This is a genomic window from Bradyrhizobium sp. UFLA01-814 (assembly GCF_046718885.1).
In the GTDB taxonomy this organism is placed as follows: domain Bacteria; phylum Pseudomonadota; class Alphaproteobacteria; order Rhizobiales; family Xanthobacteraceae; genus Bradyrhizobium; species Bradyrhizobium elkanii.
Genome location: NZ_JAQOSR010000001.1, coordinates 42434 through 59606 on the forward strand (window position 1 = coordinate 42434; position 17173 = coordinate 59606).

Sequence of the window (17173 nt, forward strand, 5' to 3'; positions counted from 1 at the left end):
ATTTGAGACACGCAAGGGGGCCTGTACAACCTGAGCAACGGCCAAGTCCGGCCGTTCAGGTCAAACAGGAGACCAACATGACCAAGTCAGCCAAAGGAACGGCGCTCGTTACCGGTGCGTCGTCCGGAATCGGTGCCATCTACGCGGACCGGCTCGCACGGCGTGGCTACGATCTGATCCTCGTCGCACGCAACCGCGAGCGCCTCGATGGGCTTGCCAGGCGTCTGTCGGCGGAGACAGGCCGATCGATCGAGATCGTTGCCGCCGACCTCGCCAAGCGCGGCGACGTGTCGCGGATCGAATCCATTCTGCGCAGCAATACCGGCATCAGCGTGCTGGTGAACAATGCGGGCGTCGGTGCGACCGCGCCGCTGCTCGCATCCGACGTCGACAAGATGAGCGACTTGATCGCGCTCAATGTCGACGCGCTGATGCGCCTGACCTATGCGGCGGTGCCGGGATTCGTGGCGCGCGGCGGCGGCACCATCGTCAACATCGCCTCGGTGGTCGGCGTCGCGCCGGAGATGCTCAACGGCGTGTACGGCGGCAGCAAGGCTTTCGTCCTCGCCTTGACGCAGTCGCTGCAGCATGAGCTCAAGGACAAGAACATCCGGGTCCAGGCGGTGCTGCCGGGGGCCACGGCGACCGAGTTCTGGGACGTGGCCGGTACGCCGGTCGCGCATCTGCCCGGCGAGATCGTGATGAAGGCCGAGGACATGGTCGACGCCGCACTCGCCGGTCTCGACCAGGGCGAAGTCATCACCGTGCCGTCGCTGCCGGAGGCTGCCGATTGGCAAGCCTATGAAACGGCCCGCCAGAGGCTGATGCCGAACCTGTCACGCAGTGCGCCCGCGGCGCGCTACGGGGTGAAAGCCGCCTGAGACCCGCGAAATTGCGTCCCGCGCCGGCCAGACGGCGCAGCGCGGGACGCAACCATTTGAGTTCCCCGCCGTTAGAGCATGATCCGGAAAAGTGTGAAGCGGTTTTCCGAAAAGATCATGCTCCAACATTAGCGTTGGGAACCTCAAGCGGGCAGGCACGGGCGAATGGCCGAAGACGCAGGATTGACCACGGGCATCGCGCACCACGGTGCCGCGCGGCTGCCGTCTGTCGACATCGACAGCTTCAACATCGAGCTGAAGGACGACGAGGGCTTTCTCGGCGATCGCGCCTCCAAGGGCGCCTTCCGCAAGATCCTCGACCGCTGGCGCAAGCCGCTGCGCAAGTCGGACGAGGATCCGTTCGGCGACGAGCCGTCGGACAAGATCAGCAAGAAGAAGCTCGATGAGTTGCTGGTCGGCGACGACACCGAGGCCTCCGCGGTCGTGCACAGCGCGATCGAGGAGTTTGCCCAGGAGCTCGCCTATGTGACGCGGCGCTTCCTCAACACCAAGGCCTGGGCCAAGACCGAGCGCATCGTGGTCGGCGGCGGCTTCCGCGACTCCAGGCTCGGTGAGCTCGCCATCGCGCGCACCGAGATCATCCTGAAGTCGGAGGATTTCAAGGTGGATTTGCTGCCGATCCGCTTTCACCCCGATGATGCCGGGCTGATCGGCACGCTGCACCTCGCGCCATCATGGATTTTCGAGGCCCATGACGGCGTCCTCGCCGTCGACATCGGCGGCACCAATATCCGTTGCGGCGTTGTCGAGACGCGCTGGAAGAAGGCGCCCGATCTCTCCAAGGCCGCAGTCTGGAAATCTGAGCTGTGGCGCCACGCCGACGACGAGCCGACGCGCGAAGGCGCGGTGAAGCGGCTGGTGAAGATGCTGAAGGAGTTGATCGCCGCCGCCGAGAAGGAGAATCTCAAGCTCGCGCCGTTCATCGGCATCGCCTGTCCCGGCGTCATCAATGAGGACGGATCGATCGAAAAAGGTGCGCAGAACCTGCCCGGCAATTGGGAGAGCAGCAAATTCAACTTGCCGGCGAGCCTGGTCGAGGCGATCCCGCAGATCGGGGATCATGACACCGCGATCGTGATGCATAATGACGGCGTGGTGCAGGGGCTGGCCGAGGTCCCGTTCATGCAGGACGTCGCGCGCTGGGGCGTGCTGACGATCGGAACCGGGCTTGGCAATGCCCGCTACACCAATCGCAAGAAAGACAACGGCAAGGACGAGAAGAAGGCCGAGAAGAAAGACAAGGATGACGAGAGCGAAAAGAGCGAGAAAAAGGCCAAAAAAGCCAAGAAGGCCGATGCCTGAGCCGTGCGGGCTTCAGCGATCGCGCGCGCTCCATCCGGGCTGTCGGCCTTCTCCTTCCCCCTGAAAGGGGGAAGGTTGGGATGGGGGTCAGCCGCAGGCGATGCTGTTTACGGAGCGAGCAGATCCCCACCCGCTTTGCTCTGGCGAGCAAAGCGACCTCCCCTTTCCAAGGGGAGGTAAGCATGCGTAGCCTGGATGCAGCGAAGCGAAATCCGGGGCACCTCCATCCGCAGATCCAGCGGCCCCGGATCGCGCGGTAAGGTTGATCGGTTAGGTTAAGATCGGGTTCGCGTTGCCGTTTCGACGTCGCTCGCTACCGTGGCCCGTGTCGCTCCCGCCGACCGGCGAAGCCGCACTTCCCGGCCAGCAATATTAAGAAGCGGCACGGGACCGCCAGTTTTTGTCGCGTCCTGGCGGTCCCACCACTTCTACTTCCAATTGATCCGCTCGAAGAAGCCGGCGATCTCGGCGGCCGCGCGGTCGGGGTCCTCGCGATGCGGGAAATGCCCGACATCGGGAAACATCTCGAGGTCCAGATTGGAGAAGGTCTCGCCCAGCCGGTCGGTCCAGGCATAGGGAAACAGCGGGTCGTGCTCGGCCCAGCGGATGCAGGTCGGCACCGCGATCGGTGGCAGCGCCGGGGCTTCGCCCTGCATCATCTTCACGCGCGCGGCGTGTGACGCGCGATAATGCGCAAAGCCGCCGGCGAGATTGCCGGGCTTGAAGAAATTGTCGGCGAAATCCTCGATCACGTCGTCGAACGCGGCCTTGCGGTGCGACCAGTTGTGCAGGAAGTGACCGATATAGGTGCGGCAGCTCTCGCGGCTCGCACCGACCAGTGCAGGCGCCATCTCCATCTGGTGGAACGACTGGTACCAGATGTGGTTCAGCCGGTCGGGCACGGCCATCCGCGGCCCGATGCCGGGATAGACGAAATCGAAGAAAAACAATCCGGCGATGCGGTCGGGCGCCTTGCGGGCGAGGGGCTGCATCACGGCGCCGCCGACGTCGTGGCCGATCACGCCGGCCTTGTCGACGCCGAGCGCGTCCAGCAGCGCCAGCATGTCGTCGGTATGCTGGTCGGGGCCATAGGCGCCGTGCGGCTTGTCGCTGTCGCCGAAGCCGCGCAGGTCGGGAGCGATCAGGGCGTAGCGGCCTGTGAGGCGCGCCATCACCGGCTTCCAGGTCAGCCAGAATTCCGGCCAGCCGTGCAACAGCAGCAGCGGCCTCCCAGTGCCGGTCCGCGCGACGTGGAACGCCGCACCATTGGCTCGAATCGTCACATGCTCCATGGCCCGCTCCTGCTCCGGCTGGTTCGCTCGCGCGCCGATCGAACCAGAACCGTTCTGCTAGCGCTTTGTTTCCGCGCGCTTTCTCCGGCTGCCCCCGTGCTTTGATGGGGCGAGGCGGGAGTGACGGAAATATTATTGCAGCGCCTTGTCTGTCCCGCCATCCTCGCCTAGAACACGCCCCGACCGCGGGTGGCGCAAATCACCCGGGCCATCGGAGAGGTGGCAGAGTGGTTGAATGCACCGCACTCGAAATGCGGCATAGGTGCAAGCCTATCGGGGGTTCGAATCCCTCCCTCTCCGCCAGTATAAAACGGCTTCGAGAAAGCCCCGTAAAATCAGGCCTTACTGCACGCCAGAGGTCTCTGGTGTAGCCCCTGAGTGTAGCCCCAAGGATGACCCTAACCTGCCACGGCAGGCTGAGAGTTTCAATATCCGTGGATGCACTTGCGTTAATCGGCGACCTCGGGGCCGAGTCCGCACAAAGGCCTAGGTTGATTGGCGGCAGTGATCGCGAGCGGCCGACCATTTTGGCCAATGTAAGATCGCTTACCCAAGGCGAGCCGATGCACACGTCTTCGGTGATTGACCCCGCTACTTCCGGGCACGGCGCAAAGCAGCTTCCAGCTTTTCTCTCTCCCGCTCCCATCGCGTAGCTTCGGCCTGCAAGTGTTCGTCGATTGCGTCGCGCTCCGCTTGCAGTCCAGCTACCCTCTCGTCGTGCCCTCGTTCGGCCTTCTGAAGAGCGGCTTCTGCTTTCGCAGCCGCCGTCTCGCGCCGTTCGAGCTTTCTTTGCCTCGCAGTCGCGTCGCGCCGGCGCTCGGGCTCACGGCGCTTCTGCTCCTCTCGAAATCGGCGGCGGCCTTTCGCGCGTTCCGTTCGCTGATCTTGGGAGAGGGGCGCTTTGCCGGCTTCGCGCGACGAATTCCCGCCGAGCCCCGTCCTTGCCGTTTCCTAGGTCGGACGGCAGATCTGAGTGCTCGGCGAAGCGCCCGCTCGATCCCGCAGGCCGCTTGACGGCATTTGTATCAGCAGCTTTGAGCGCCTGCAGGTCGCTGTGGCACCAAAGGAACGTTCCTCGCAAGCGCAGGAGCCCGCCCGCGGCCCCGTTGTCCCTGACGAGACGACAGTGCGGTCCGCGCTCGAACGGCATCTCCGCCGAGAGTTGGGGAGTGATCGAGATCGATGGCTTTGAACGCAAGTCGTCCGGCTTTTCCTGGATCACCTACAGCTTCGTTGCGAAGGCGACAGCCGGGACGATCCGCAAGCTGAATCCTGAGGGGCGGGCCACCGAACGGGCTGTTCGCGCCCTATTCGGTGCTGCCGCAGGTCCGTGCGCTGCAGTCGCTGAGCGGGAAGCACGTCCCCGTTCCAGGGCTGGTGTCGTTCGATCAGGAAGGAGCGGAACTCGGCTGTCCTTTCTTCGTCTGCGAGCATGTCGAAGGCGACGTGCCGGTACCCTGGGCCGGAAGCAAACTGAGCGAGGAGCACCGGCGCGACATCGCGGGGCAATTCATCGCGATCCTCGGCGAGTTGCACCGCCTCGACTGGCGCGGGACGCAGCTTGCGTCATTGCATGGTGGAAGCGAACAGCGGGGCCGGAGCCGATGATCCGCGGAAGGATGGCACACGCTCCCATGTCAGCACCTGACAACCCCACCTTCGCAAACAGAAACGCCGTCTTGGAGCGCGCCGTTCCCAATCTCAGATCGGACGCCATACTCAGGATCGCTCCGGCACCGACGCAGACGCCGTCGACCGCAGCGATGATCGGCTGCGGACAGGCACGCATCGCCAAAACCAGATCGCCGGTGGCGAGACGAGAGCCCTTTCTTTAGCGCGCCGATGACGCTTGTCGTGATCCCGGACGAGTGCCAATCCATGCCCATTACGGGGCCGAACGACTGAAACCAGAACGGATGAGCGAGGCGCTCAAGGAAGGCGTCTCGGCCGTAATGATGGACAATCGCCTCCGCGACAACGCAGCCGAGTGCGGACATGCGCTCTGCAAGCCACGTCGGCACCGGCCGCCGTGAAGCGGAAGATCAGCAGTTCCCGTGCGATTCGGAGCCCCCGCCTTTCCTTTACGGCATTCGCCGCTCGTTGGGGGGCCCTGTAGCCCTTTGGCCTTTCGCGTGGGAAGCGAGGGAGAGGGGGAAGACATTATAATCTATCTGTTCAAAATATGAGTGACACTCACATATTAATGCTACTTTTTGCATTTCAATGGATCATATTTCGGCAGATTGGCTATCTCGAAACTGAGTTATGCTCATATAGGGGGTGGCAGCGCGCCTAAAAGTTCTATCTATCTCGAGCTCAGCGGGCCGGCCCGCGGCCGAGACATCGACCAAGGTGTCACCTGCGCCGGTTGTCTACCGGCAACGCACAGATGGTTGGCATCGCTTGCGGCGAATTAGCAACGCGGACCTTGTCAGCTAAAGTAGAGAGCAAACTCTGCGTCGATTCTAATATCTCACTGCACCATCCATGAAGGCGGCGTTGAGGGCTTGGGGCGCGGGCAGCGACCGCCGATGCCTGCTGATGCGTCGAAGAAAATACACTTCGATCTGTCTACCTGTCGGGCGCCAAGGTGGTGCAAAACAGTTCAGGGTGACTAGATGAAGAGATCCGAACCACAATCTCCTCAAACCTGGCTTTTGAGGCGCATAGCTCAGGCAGGCCAGGAAAGCCTGTCGAGGTGACAAGCATGACGTTATCTGCCTGTCCATCTGGCACATTCGCAACCTTCGTAACCAGCTTCTTTACCTCCGTAACTAGCTTCGGAATCTCTGTCTCAGTCGCCGCTGCGTCGAGCGTCTCCCTCAGCAATTGCTTTAGGCCCTCCGTTGACTGATCTATCGGAAGCACCTTGTTCGAATATCTGGATAAAGGTGTACGAAGATACTTTCGGATATTCTTCGTAACCAGCTTGTTTACCTCCGTAACTAGCGTCGGAATATCTGTCGGACCATTCGCTGCGTCGAGCGTCTTCTCCAGCAATTGCTTTAAACCCTCGGTTGACTGATCTATCGGAAGCACATTGTTCGGATATTTGGACAAAGGTGTTCGAAGATACTTTTGGATATTCTCTTCGCGATCGAACTCCGGTAGGTGTCCCCTCAAGCGATCAACGCCCCTCTTTTTCCTCTGATCAAGACCATTATAAAAAATCAACTCTTTGCCCGCGGCTTTTGCAAACGCAGCTTCGGCAACGGTGCCTAGACCCCCGCCAAAGATGACCACAACGTCCGGCGTCATACCGTTAATCACGTTGCGCTCCTCACTGGTCATTTGAGTCCTGAGCAAGAGGCGACTCGTGCGGGGAGCGGGGGGCAGGAGACACTCTTCTTGATTGGGCAGAATGCCAATAAGCCGAGCAACCACACTTGGGCTGCTACCTGCAGCTTCCGTGGCGCCGATCATTGTGGCGTTCTTAATTTCCTTGTCATCCTTGCCGTTTCCCCCAGTAAGGAGGATGTAGCCGGCTCGCGCGACGAGGGCGCCAAATTCCTTGCCGGCAACACTCTGCTGGTCTCCGCCAAAGACTCCTATGATCGCGCGCCGCTGCATCTCTCTTCTACGCGTGGGGTTCGGTTGCACAGCACGCTTTGTACCACAGGCGGCGCCCCTGTGCACGACCACCGCCGGCTCGTCGAGCGCTCGCCCGAATCCTGTCCTGCGGCGTCAGTTCGTCCGGAAGGATCAGCTCGTTCATGACCACACCGCCGAAACCCTTAATGAAGGCAAACGCCTCGTCGAGGCCCGCGTAGGCGAGCCGGCCGGCTGCCGACGTTTCGTTCGAGCTGACCGGCGAGCGCGCATCAAATATCCCGCGCGTCTTGGTGGCCGCTCTCCTGTCTGTGTCGCCGCGAGGGTCAGTCGGGCAAGCGGGGCCCTTTCTCTCGCCCTAGGCTGGGAACTTGGAAGGCACAGGAATTTCTTCATTGCGACAAGCTGAATATCGTCGCGTCACACAGATCGTTTTCGGCTCAGCAGGGCTGCCGGGTGGCACACACGGTTGGATCCTCAGCTCCTCGCAGAGATAATTGAATTCGATTCGAGCCTGCTCCATTTTCAGTGTGCCATCTTCGTAGCTAACTTGGACTCTGCTGTTTGTATCTACGGCAAAACGCATGGTCTCGGCCAATCTAGCATTTCTCGTCGTCACATTTTGACGCGGTGCATTACCGGGGTCGACGAAGAATTGCCAAAGGGTCTGGTGCGGATCTCCAGTACCACCATCGGAGGATTCAAAAACGGTCACGTACCCCAATATCGTTCCCATTCTGATGGCTCCTTGTTCAAGGCGTCTAATGGATCAAGCAACTCCGTCGTGAATTTGGTTGGCGCATGCCCAGAGCAGCAGTTGATTTGCGCTCGCAACTGCTCGAACTTATCACTACTGCCGGTTGATAGACAACGGCTAAGCCGACTGACACGAGATCGGCGGAAGCATGCCGAGCGGGTCCGCGTTGCGGGCGTCCAGCGAGCGACTGAGACGAAGCCGATCCTTTTCGTCTGCGCAGTCTAATCGGCGCAAAGGCGTTACGAGGTTAGGACATGCGGCCGGCGGTCCGCCAAGAAAATTGTTACCCCAGACAATTTCCAGTTGATCCCGTAACGGTAGTGGCAGCATGATAGGCATTGTTGCGTCAATTTCATCACATTTATTGGTTGGCTTCATCAGTCCGCATAATCTCGATCTCGAGAAGACGTGGATGCATCGGTACGCCGCGCAGCCAACGTGGGGCATGGTGAAAAACCGTTGGCCCGCGACTCGTCAGACCGATCAGATTACCAAGGATACGATATCTGAATCCGAGTTCTTCCAGTCACCCAGTTGTAAAAATTCTCAGCGTCTGGCGGCGCGAGATGAATACATCCTGCCGACTCTCCACCGTTGTCCTTCAGGTTGTTTGGACCCTCGTGTATGAAAATTCCTTTTTGACCCCAAATCTTGACGGCCCAAGGCATGTCGACGTCGAATTCCGTGCTATGCCAAAGCTTGTATTTGTCGACTCCTTCTACGCCTTCCACCGTCAGATCGGTGGGGTATTGCCGGGTAGATTGGCCGAGACATTTCACCGAGTTCGAGCCGTATGTGAGAGTACCCTCAGCGTTGCTCCCAAATTTGATTTGAGCTTGCAGTGTTGCCAGCGTGAAGCCGAAGTCGCCATCCGGACGGTTCGCTCCGAAAAAGTCTTCTGCCAATCCTTCGGTTATTCTCGAGCAAGGAGCGAAGCGGTCTACAAAAACACGGAATAGGGTTCTTACGCTTCCATCCGGAAGCCTGCATTCCAGCGGATTCTTCGAAACCTCAACCGAGCGCGCGGCTATTTTGAAAATGGTTGGCCTGTCGCATGGGTACGGCTCGATCAAAAGATGATCTCCGTCCGTGGTTACGTCACCGACGAATGTAAGCCTGGAGACCTTCTCGAGGGCGCTGCGTCGAAACGTATCCTCAGAAAATGGGGCCAACCCCGCGGTGGACCTCTTTTTTGCACTCATCGTCTCTCCTTATCAATTTTATGGCACTTCAAAAAGATTGGGCGTTAGACATCGTTGATGGCAATCACAGTCCACGCAAATTTGACGGGTGATTCCAGGCTTTGGCCTATGCCCTTGGACCCGACGCGCGCGGTTTCGGCATCGAATCCGGAAACCAACCCAACGCCTGTGACACCGTCTGATGTTACAAGATTGGGATTTCCGCCGGCGCTGTAAGCGCCGTCCCGTGTATTGAAAAAGACGACTTGTGATTCTTCGCAATTCCACGTTGATGTCGTTTCGAGCGATGGACCGTTGTCCAAGGCAATCAACAGGTCGACCTCTTTGCCTTTGCTCTCCGATGGCTCTGTGCACTCGAGACGCAACTTGAAGACCTTCGGCAACCGTTCTCTGCGGAGGAGGTCGGACGCTCGCTCCGGCAACTGGCCCCCTCCGGAGCGATCGATTTTCACCAGTGTCGCAGAATCCGGCGCTAGTGCCGGCAAGTTGCTCGTCGGCCAGACGAACAGCGCCTGGCGGCGGATGTGACCGACGGCGAGATCGGAGATCAGGTTCCGAAATTCAACGCGTTGCGGCAATGGCGCGGTGGCATGCAATACGACCCGTGCAGTGTTCGCTTTGCCCGGAACGACAAGGCTATAGACGGCCGGCGGCGGCGCGATGATCGGGCGTGAGACGACCTTGGCCCTGCACGACAGCGTGCGCGTTACTTTCTTGACGTTGGCCGGGTTGTTCGGGTCCGGCTCGTCTCGGGTAAGCGAAACCGCCACGATGATCTCGTCGCCATCGGCGAACGCGACCGGCTGGCTTCCGCGGCGCAACTGGTCAAAGGAGATGCCGTAGGCCTCGATCGCCTTTATTGAATAGGTCGGCGGGTCCGAATTGGCCTGCGGCGTGACGCCAGCGATCAAAAGCGGCTCGACCGGCGCCTCGGGGCCATCGCTTTTGAACGGCTTGCGCTGAAGCTGCAACGCACCGTCAGGCTTTAGAGCTCTTGAAAACGCTCCGGTGTCGGCATCGATCGAGCCGAACGCGAAGTACAATGGCGTGTCCGCGCCGTATTCGAACCGATCAAGCGCGAGCTTCCAGAACACGCCGGCGTTGTCGCGCTGCGGATCGGATGGGCCGGGCCCGGAGAGTTCGCGGTCATAGGACGGGTCGGCGAACACCAGCGTCGACATGTCGATGTTCAGACTGGGCCGCGCGGTCGGACGAACCGGGAGCCGGAGCGCGATCTGACGCCGGGTCTCGGGCTCCAGATCTCTCGCCGTTGGATTCTCGGGCGGTTGCGTTGCCAGCTCGAAGACTTTGTTCGCCGATGGAGGTGCTGCTGAATCGTCGTCCTGCGCGCATCGAAGCTGAAGAACCACTTCGGAATCGCCGTCGACCTCGTCTAGAAACGGCCGCGTACCGGATATGTCGTCGGCATGCAACGTCAGCCTGATGTCGCCACCGTTCGGTCCCTTGGACCAGACTGCCCTGTTGAAGGGTACGACAAACCTATTGATCGACAGAGCGGCATCGAGCCCCTTGGGTCCGTCGCGCAACAGCCCCAACGATGCGAGAGCCTGGGCAAGGTCGCCCTCCTTGCCCTTGGGATAACTCGGCGAACTAAGGTCAAGCGTTACGTTGCCTTGCTTCCAATCGCCCAGCGCCGGATGAGTCCATTCGGGCGTCAAGGGCATGTCCAAGACGCGAATCCGGTAACTCTTCTCGTTCCTACGCAACACGCTGGCCACGCCTTCGAAAAGCCGGAAGGGGGCAGCAAATTTTCCGCCGGCTTCGAGGTCATCGATTTCGAGGAAGGTGCGCCGGCCGTAGTTCTTGACGAAAATCGACGGCACGCGCGGCAGCGCTGGTCCTCGCGGCGGCCGCAACTGGCGCATCAATCGTGGTCCTCCGTGCCCAGGACGCCCGTATCGCGCTACTTCCGCGCTCATGTCTTCCTGTTGCTGGTTTTCCGGTTTGACGTTCTCGGTCCTCACGCCATCGGTAAACATCAGCATGTCGAATTCCGCCTGGATGGCGCCGGGTCGCAATCCGAATGTGATCCTCTCCAGATGCGGAGGAACTATCGGAGCTGCTTTTCCCTTGACGACGCGCGAGAGCACGGTCTGCAGTTCTAGCGCCACCGGCACGACGGCCCGAGCATCGGAGGACGTCAAATAGCGTGCCGGCGGGGACACCAACGGCAAGTCTGCGGAAGCGGGCCGGTCAAAGATCATCTTGCGCCCGAGGGTATAAAATGGCGGCGAGACCGTATCGATTTCCGCCGTGAGGCCGGCTTGTTGGTCGGCGCGTGCCGGCAGAGAAATACTGGCGGCGCGTCCCGACAGACCGGACCCATACTGCTTGACGTCGTTGGGGTCCTGCGGTTGTTCGTCGGGGCCAGGACCGATATCCTGGAACGGCCAATCCCCGCCCATGCCCAGCGCACCCGATGCGGCAGCGCGGGTTCCTTTTCCCGTGGGCCAGCCGAGCGCTGGGGACGCATAGAGGCGATCCGAAGGGTCGGTCTTGATCGGAAAATCCAGCGCGGAATCGTCGAGATCGCGGGGAACATCGATATCGATCCACAACTCCCTCGAACCGCTCTCCGGCGGCTGACTCTCGGCAATCACGATGATGGCGACGGGCGCCTCCACGAGCCGGTCGGCGCGAGCTACCTGCCGCATCCGGCCTAGCGCGACCTGCGTGCCTGCCGACGATCCGGCCGTGATCAACTCGCCGGACGGTATCGGCTCGCATTTGGTGATGTGGTGGTCGATCGCCACCAGCAGGCCGTGGCGAGCAAGCAGGAAAGAGGGTTTTTCCTCGGCTCCGGCTCGACGTGGAAGGAGCTTTACGCGAGCGACCCTGCCGTCGGCTTTTCCGGACGGCACCACCATCACGACCCGATCGCCAAGCGATTCTTCGTCGTTCAAAGTGATGTTCCAAAGCGTGCGTAGCGCCAGCAGACTGCGTAACCAGATCGGCCGCTCTTTTAGCACGGCCGCACCACTGGATCGGCGCAGGAATGCCTGCTCAACGGTCGCCAACGCGCGATGTGCGTCCGTCTCGGTGTGCGCGACGCGTTTCAGTAACGCGGCGATCTCGGCGCTGCTGTTGCCGGTCGCTTGAGCCGGCACCGCCTTGCGGCCCAGAGTGGTCGGCGATCCGGCCGCCCAGTCGACGTCGGGGGCATCCCATTTGGCCGTGCCGCTCGAAGGCGCTTGGTCGAATGCCTTCAGCACGTCCGGAAGTGCGTAGGAATCGTCTAGGGCAACAAGCCAGGGGAGCGCGAGGAAAATGCCTTGCGGATCCTTGGTGAGGTAGCGCGGTCCGGTGGTGTCGGGCCAAAACGGCCCCTCCAATTCATCTGTCGTCTTGATCATCGACGGTCCGGCGCCGCTGATCACGATGCCTTCGGCGATGTCGGTAACCTTGGCGATTTCCTTTGCCAGCGCCTCGACCGGGAAGCCGGCTTGCGCGAAGGCACGCAGGACGAGCCCCGCCTTGACGACGATCGAGTCGTCTTCAGCGGCATCGAGGACCTTGTACCGCGCCGCGAACGCGAAGATCCCGTCCTTGACGGGTTGCGGCAGCTTGGTGGCCGACTTCGCCGCTGCGACCAGTGCCCGTGCATCGACGGCGCTCACGTGATCGAGCGAGGTCCATGTCAGTTTGCCGTCCTTTGCTCCCTTCTTGCCTTCAAGCGTGTGGTCGGTCAGAGCGTGAAACGACCACGGTTTGGCGAATGCGACACGCCGGGGCATGTCCGTCACGCCAAGCGCGCTGGTTTCGATGACTTGCCCGGTCACCGTCATCGTGAAGCTATGCGCGATGGAATTGGTGGCATCTAGCGCGGTCAGTTGACCGCGCAAGGCTTCGCCGGTGACTCGGGCACCGAGATTCGCCAAAGGGACGGTCTTCGCACCCAGCGTCTTGACGTTATCGGGCAAGCTCCCGATCGGCCACCGAATCCGACTGCGACGCTCTTTCAATGCCAGATCGACGCTGATCTCCGAGGACCAAAGCGGCAGTCCGCTGCCGACGACCATATGATCTAACCGGGTCGTCGGCCCCGGCTTTGAGGTCAAGTTGAACTCTCCGAAGCCTGAAACGGACCGGTAGGCGTATTGCCCCTCCGTCGCTTGCTCTCCGAGCGCAACGACGAGAATGGCCCGGACGACCGGATTCTCCGCCGACAGCCCTACGATGGGCTCAGACTTCGATCCAGTTGACCAGTCGGAACGAAGACGGACCACGCCGCGCTGATGGTCGACCGCGACCTTGAATTCGGAGGCTGGAATCTGCTGATTGAGCCACCCCAATGAGCCACCGAGCGTGTACGAAATCACTTCCGTGCCGCTCCGCTGCTTTGATTCCAGCAGGTAAGGATCGGTAGCCGCGACCTTCAAAACCCCGTCCAGAAGCAGCGTCCACGTCTTGGCGTCGGTTATTTCCACCGAGATCGTGTTCAGCAGTACGCCGCTGAAATCTTTGAGCGCTGCGGCAGGCGGCGCCGTGAAGGTTACGATGGTCTTTTCGCCAGCGGATCTCACTGCACCTTGTTCGAGGTGGAGACTTCGGCCCAGCAGCACGGTGTCGAGCGTTCCTCCGGAAAATTGGGGAACGCCGTCGTTGCCGGCCTGCGACTTGATTGTCAGGCCGAGCACGGCGGTCGTCGAGCCGGTGGCTTCCGTGGCGCTCCCGAGTTTCACGGGTATGTCGGTCATCCGGAACGACACGGTGGCGCCGCCGCCGCTGCTGACGGCCGGAACTCCCGGTGTGGTCTCAGTCGCAGCGACCTGAACATCCTCCCACTTGGCTTTGCCAAATCCGAGTTTGGCCTGCGCGGCGGTCAGCGAGATTGCGACCAGATTGCCCGTCGCGTAGGCGAACTCCGGCTCGAACGGGCCCTTGTCCCTCGTGCTTGCCCCCTTGAGTTTGAGGGAGACGGTGAAGAGAATTTTGGCGACGTCGATCTGCCAGTCGTTCGCTGGCTTGTTGTTGATGTGGAGATCCAGCAATCGAAGCGGCCTCAGCCGCAACGGACCTATATCGATCTCATATGCGCTGGGAGGCGCTCCGGTCGGATTCACCGCGTCATTGCAGAAGCGCCATTCGTAAATCGCCCGAGGCAATCGCGACCGGTCATAGGCCGATTGACGCGGACCGATGCTGAGTTCAGGACCGTCGGGGTCGAGTGCCAGCCCCTTGCCGTTGTCTCGTGTCTTGAGCGGAAGATCGCGAAACCAGAGGCCAAGTTTTCTGGTCGCATCTCCGTTCTGGATCTCGACAGGTTCGAAAATCGTCGCATATGAGAACCGCAGCGTTGTCGTGTTCTCGATATCGATCACGCCGGCTTCACGAAAGACGATACCTTGTGCATCGCCGCCGAACCCCTCTGCCGTAGGCATGCCTGCCATCAATGCGGCACGGGTATCGCGCCACAGCAAGGCGCTACCGAATTTCTGCTCCCGCAGGGCGGCGGCCCATCCAACGATCTTGACCTGATCACCTGTCCCGCCTGCGATGTCTTGGAGCGCGCCTGGCGCGAATGTCTTGGTCAATCCCTGGAGTGCGGTCCGGCCGGAAAATTTTTCGCCATCCAGCGAGAAGGTACCGAAAGCATAGTCGGTCCCCGAGATCTGGCTGAGATGATCTAGGCTGAAGCTCGGCGACCAAGTGATCCCTTCGATTAGCGTCCTGATCGGAACGTTGGCCATGGCCTGGGCCGAAAATCCAAATGCGCTCGCAATTTGCACGCGGGAAAGGCCGAGACGGTCCACCGCCTTTTGCCAAGCCAGCAGCAGGCGATCGAAATCGAGCGACGTAGGCGCGTCTGGAGGTGGCAACGGCGCCGGGGTGTCACGCGACGGCACCGGTGCTTTTTCCGGAAGCCGCGTATTTGCAAACAATTCGTCGAGAACCGGCAGGTCGTAGCGCAGCCGGGTCTTTAAACCCGGAAACTTCGAGCTCGCCGGTTGCAGTTCGATGCCCGGCAGCGTCACCGGAACGAGCGGCACTTGCGCGACCAAGCCCTTACCGGCCAATGGCAGCTCGTTGGGCGTATCCTGCGACAGAGAGAGTTTCGGAATTCCCTGCGCGGCATCATATTCTAGGATGATGTCGTATTTGGAAAGATCGAGCTCGCGGCATACTAGCCCGCGCGTCGCGGAGGGCGCGCCGGAGCTTTCGGAAGTCCGTGTCATGCCGATCGCAGTGACCAATGGCATGTCGACGTAGCGCGGCCACAGGTAGGCGGTTTCCTGGCCTCCGCCCTTGGGCATCTTGAGCTGGAAATCTTTTCCGGGCGTGAAGGTGCCGGAGAGAAGCGGCAGTAGTCCCGCCGTTGCGATTGTCCCGCGCCTGAAGGCGACCGGTGGGCTGGCCAACGCGGCAGGTCCCGCATCAAAGCCAGGGAGAATGTCTTGCGGCGAGGGACTGCCGGCCGCCAGCCACAAAACTCCATCCGCCGTGCCCGCCGCGCCGCTTAGCTCGACACTGATGTTTTCGATCTCTGTGTCCTTGAAGGTAGCCGAAACGTGGACATAGTCAGCGGCGGAGATCGTGATCCGCCGTCCAATCGGGCCGGCCCCGCCGGTTTCGTCGTCGAGGACGTATTCGACCGAACCTTCGAAACCGACGGCGTCGGACACTCCGGCCGCGCCGAGTGTGCTGATGGCGTCGGGCAGGGTGAGCGGTAGCTGCAGCCATCCATCCGCGATCGGAAGGAACGCATAGGTTCGGGTCGCGCCGTCGGGATGTACGCCGGCCTTACTGTAGCGCTCCACGAGGTTGCGCGCGAGGAGGTGCTGGTCGAGAAACCAGGTAACCCCTCCCTGCGCGGCGATGGAAGCGTTGATAACGGTGCGCGACGTCAGTGTCACCTTCGGTCCGGTAATCTTGTCCGGATCGCCATCCTGTAGCGAAACGTCGCGGCGGTCGGCATCGAGAGCAAATCGTACGCCGGTTTTCGAACCGCTCAGTTCGATCCGGTTCGGTAAGATGGCGACCTCGGTCGAAAGTTCGCCGTCGCGAACTGGCGAGCCGTTCAGGCTACCGCGGAGCGCACTGCGGTCGACCCAAAGCAACCAGTCGTTCGAAGCTTTCCCGAAAAGCCCGACCGATTTATCCTTCAGCTCCAGCGGCCAGCGGACCGCCAAATCGTCGGAAACTGTGTCGATATCGAGAAACAGCGGGTTCGAGGCGCTCGGATGAAATTTCGAACGTACGATCGAGAGCGCTTGGCGGATGCGATTGCCCACTTGGTCGGGAGACGCCAACTTGTCGTCATCCTCCTCCCTGACTAATTCCAGCGTCCAGACTGTCTTTTGCGACCGCAAAGGGTCGGCGATATGGATCAGGCGCAATACGACCTTGATGCGATCGGGTCCGGTCGAATCGCCAAATGACCGAAGCGGATTCACCACAGTACCTCGCAACTCGACGCCGTCGGGCGTGAGATCGAGCGCGATGAATGGACCCTCCGCGGGATCAACATCCTTAATCGTGACGGCGGGGATTTCGATCCGCGGAAGCCTGTTGAGATCGGTGACGCCGGTTACGGAACCAACGAATGCCGCTACTGTCGTATTAGTCATCTTGGCGAGACGCAGAAAGCCCAACGGATGTTCCTGGGTGCCGCCTTTGGCGCTCACCAGGACACGGAGCCTGTTCGCGGCGAGAGAGAACCGCGGCACTTCGATCTCGACCGAGGTTTGCGGCGTCGGCCAAGGATCGAGCGGTGCAACCAGCAAGGTCGAGAATCCGAGAGTGCTTTTCCCGGTGTCGGGATCGTCCTCGGGCTTGGCCGCGCGCGCGAAGTAGCGATGGGTCGCGCCGCCGAATCCGAGTGAGGATTGCCGGGCCTGAACGTTGGCGGCCAAAAGGTAGGGCGTCCGAAAGCCGATGGTCGCCTTTACGGCCTCGATATGCTTCTTCGGGTCGGCCTTGATATTGATCTTGATTGTAGTTTTGGCATCCGACTCGGGGGCTTGGAGCGCGACACGCAGGCCGAGTGTCGAGTTGACGAGCGAGAGATCCGGCCGATTTATTCCGAGATACGAAACAGAGAGCTGGGCGTTCCAACAGAAATGCGTCGAATCGAGCGGGACGTCCTGCTCGAGGGCGAGCTTCGGACCGATCAGGCTGATGCTGCGCAGCTCAGTCGTCTCTGCCATG

The 17173-nt window shown here is 61.0% G+C and carries 8 protein-coding genes, 1 tRNA gene and 2 pseudogenes; 4 read left to right on the plus strand and 7 right to left on the minus strand.

Translation table 11 applies throughout. The annotated features are described in order from the left end of the window. Window positions 1-77: 77 nt before the first annotated feature. Window positions 78-881 (plus strand): SDR family NAD(P)-dependent oxidoreductase, encoded by an 804-nt coding sequence (locus PMN64_RS00210; protein ID WP_411779152.1) that lies wholly within the window; start codon window positions 78-80, stop codon window positions 879-881. Between the two features lie 165 nt (window positions 882-1046). Next, window positions 1047-2204 (plus strand): ROK family protein, encoded by a 1158-nt coding sequence (locus PMN64_RS00215; RefSeq protein WP_411779153.1) that lies wholly within the window; start codon window positions 1047-1049, stop codon window positions 2202-2204. A 428-nt stretch (window positions 2205-2632) separates the two neighbouring features. Here the strand turns inward: PMN64_RS00215 and PMN64_RS00220 are convergent, their stop codons facing one another. After that, a complete protein-coding gene (locus tag PMN64_RS00220; RefSeq protein ID WP_411779155.1) occupies window positions 2633-3496 on the minus strand; it encodes an alpha/beta fold hydrolase in 864 nt (287 codons plus the stop codon). A 213-nt stretch (window positions 3497-3709) separates the two neighbouring features. On the opposite strand from PMN64_RS00220, the gene PMN64_RS00225 reads away from it, so the two are divergent. Together PMN64_RS00225 and PMN64_RS00230 are read left to right on the plus strand one after the other, a co-directional pair. Next, window positions 3710-3799 (plus strand) — tRNA-Ser (locus PMN64_RS00225). A gap of 1011 nt (window positions 3800-4810) precedes the next feature. Further along, on the plus strand, window positions 4811-5104 hold the full coding sequence (locus PMN64_RS00230) for a phosphotransferase (RefSeq protein WP_411779156.1): 294 nt from the start codon (window positions 4811-4813) through the stop codon (window positions 5102-5104). On the opposite strand, the pseudogene PMN64_RS00235 reads toward PMN64_RS00230, so the two are convergent. The 6 genes and pseudogenes from PMN64_RS00235 to PMN64_RS00260 all read right to left on the minus strand — a co-directional run. Continuing rightward, window positions 5085-5306, minus strand: a pseudogene (locus tag PMN64_RS00235) (enoyl-CoA hydratase-related protein); the annotation flags it as partial. The gene PMN64_RS00230 and the pseudogene PMN64_RS00235 overlap by 20 nt on opposite strands. A gap of 10 nt (window positions 5307-5316) precedes the next feature. Further along, window positions 5317-5555 (minus strand): annotated as a pseudogene (locus PMN64_RS00240) (DUF763 domain-containing protein); the annotation flags it as partial. A 512-nt stretch (window positions 5556-6067) separates the two neighbouring features. Beyond that, a complete protein-coding gene (locus PMN64_RS00245; RefSeq protein ID WP_411779157.1) occupies window positions 6068-7066 on the minus strand; it encodes a hypothetical protein in 999 nt (332 codons plus the stop codon). 337 nt (window positions 7067-7403) lie between these two features. Next, window positions 7404-7781, minus strand: a complete 378-nt coding sequence (locus tag PMN64_RS00250) for a hypothetical protein (RefSeq protein WP_411779158.1) — start codon at window positions 7779-7781, stop codon at window positions 7404-7406. Window positions 7782-8290: 509 nt separating this feature from the next. Next, window positions 8291-9004, minus strand: a complete 714-nt coding sequence (locus PMN64_RS00255; RefSeq protein ID WP_411779159.1) for a L,D-transpeptidase — start codon at window positions 9002-9004, stop codon at window positions 8291-8293. Between the two features lie 44 nt (window positions 9005-9048). Then, window positions 9049-17172, minus strand: a complete 8124-nt coding sequence (locus tag PMN64_RS00260) for a hypothetical protein (RefSeq protein WP_411779160.1) — start codon at window positions 17170-17172, stop codon at window positions 9049-9051. Window position 17173 lies beyond the last annotated feature (1 nt).

What these genes read in the sequence shown, in the direction of transcription:
- PMN64_RS00220 (WP_411779155.1), bottom strand. Translation starts at nt 3,496, where the DNA reads ATGGAGCATGTGACGATTCGAGCCAATGGTGCGGCGTTCCACGTCGCG.
- PMN64_RS00215 (WP_411779153.1), top strand. Translation starts at nt 1,047, where the DNA reads ATGGCCGAAGACGCAGGATTGACCACGGGCATCGCGCACCACGGTGCC.
- PMN64_RS00210 (WP_411779152.1), top strand. Translation starts at nt 78, where the DNA reads ATGACCAAGTCAGCCAAAGGAACGGCGCTCGTTACCGGTGCGTCGTCC.
- PMN64_RS00245 (WP_411779157.1), bottom strand. Translation starts at nt 7,066, where the DNA reads ATGCAGCGGCGCGCGATCATAGGAGTCTTTGGCGGAGACCAGCAGAGT.
- PMN64_RS00255 (WP_411779159.1), bottom strand. Translation starts at nt 9,004, where the DNA reads ATGAGTGCAAAAAAGAGGTCCACCGCGGGGTTGGCCCCATTTTCTGAG.
- PMN64_RS00250 (WP_411779158.1), bottom strand. Translation starts at nt 7,781, where the DNA reads ATGGGAACGATATTGGGGTACGTGACCGTTTTTGAATCCTCCGATGGT.
- PMN64_RS00260 (WP_411779160.1), bottom strand. Translation starts at nt 17,172, where the DNA reads ATGGCAGAGACGACTGAGCTGCGCAGCATCAGCCTGATCGGTCCGAAG.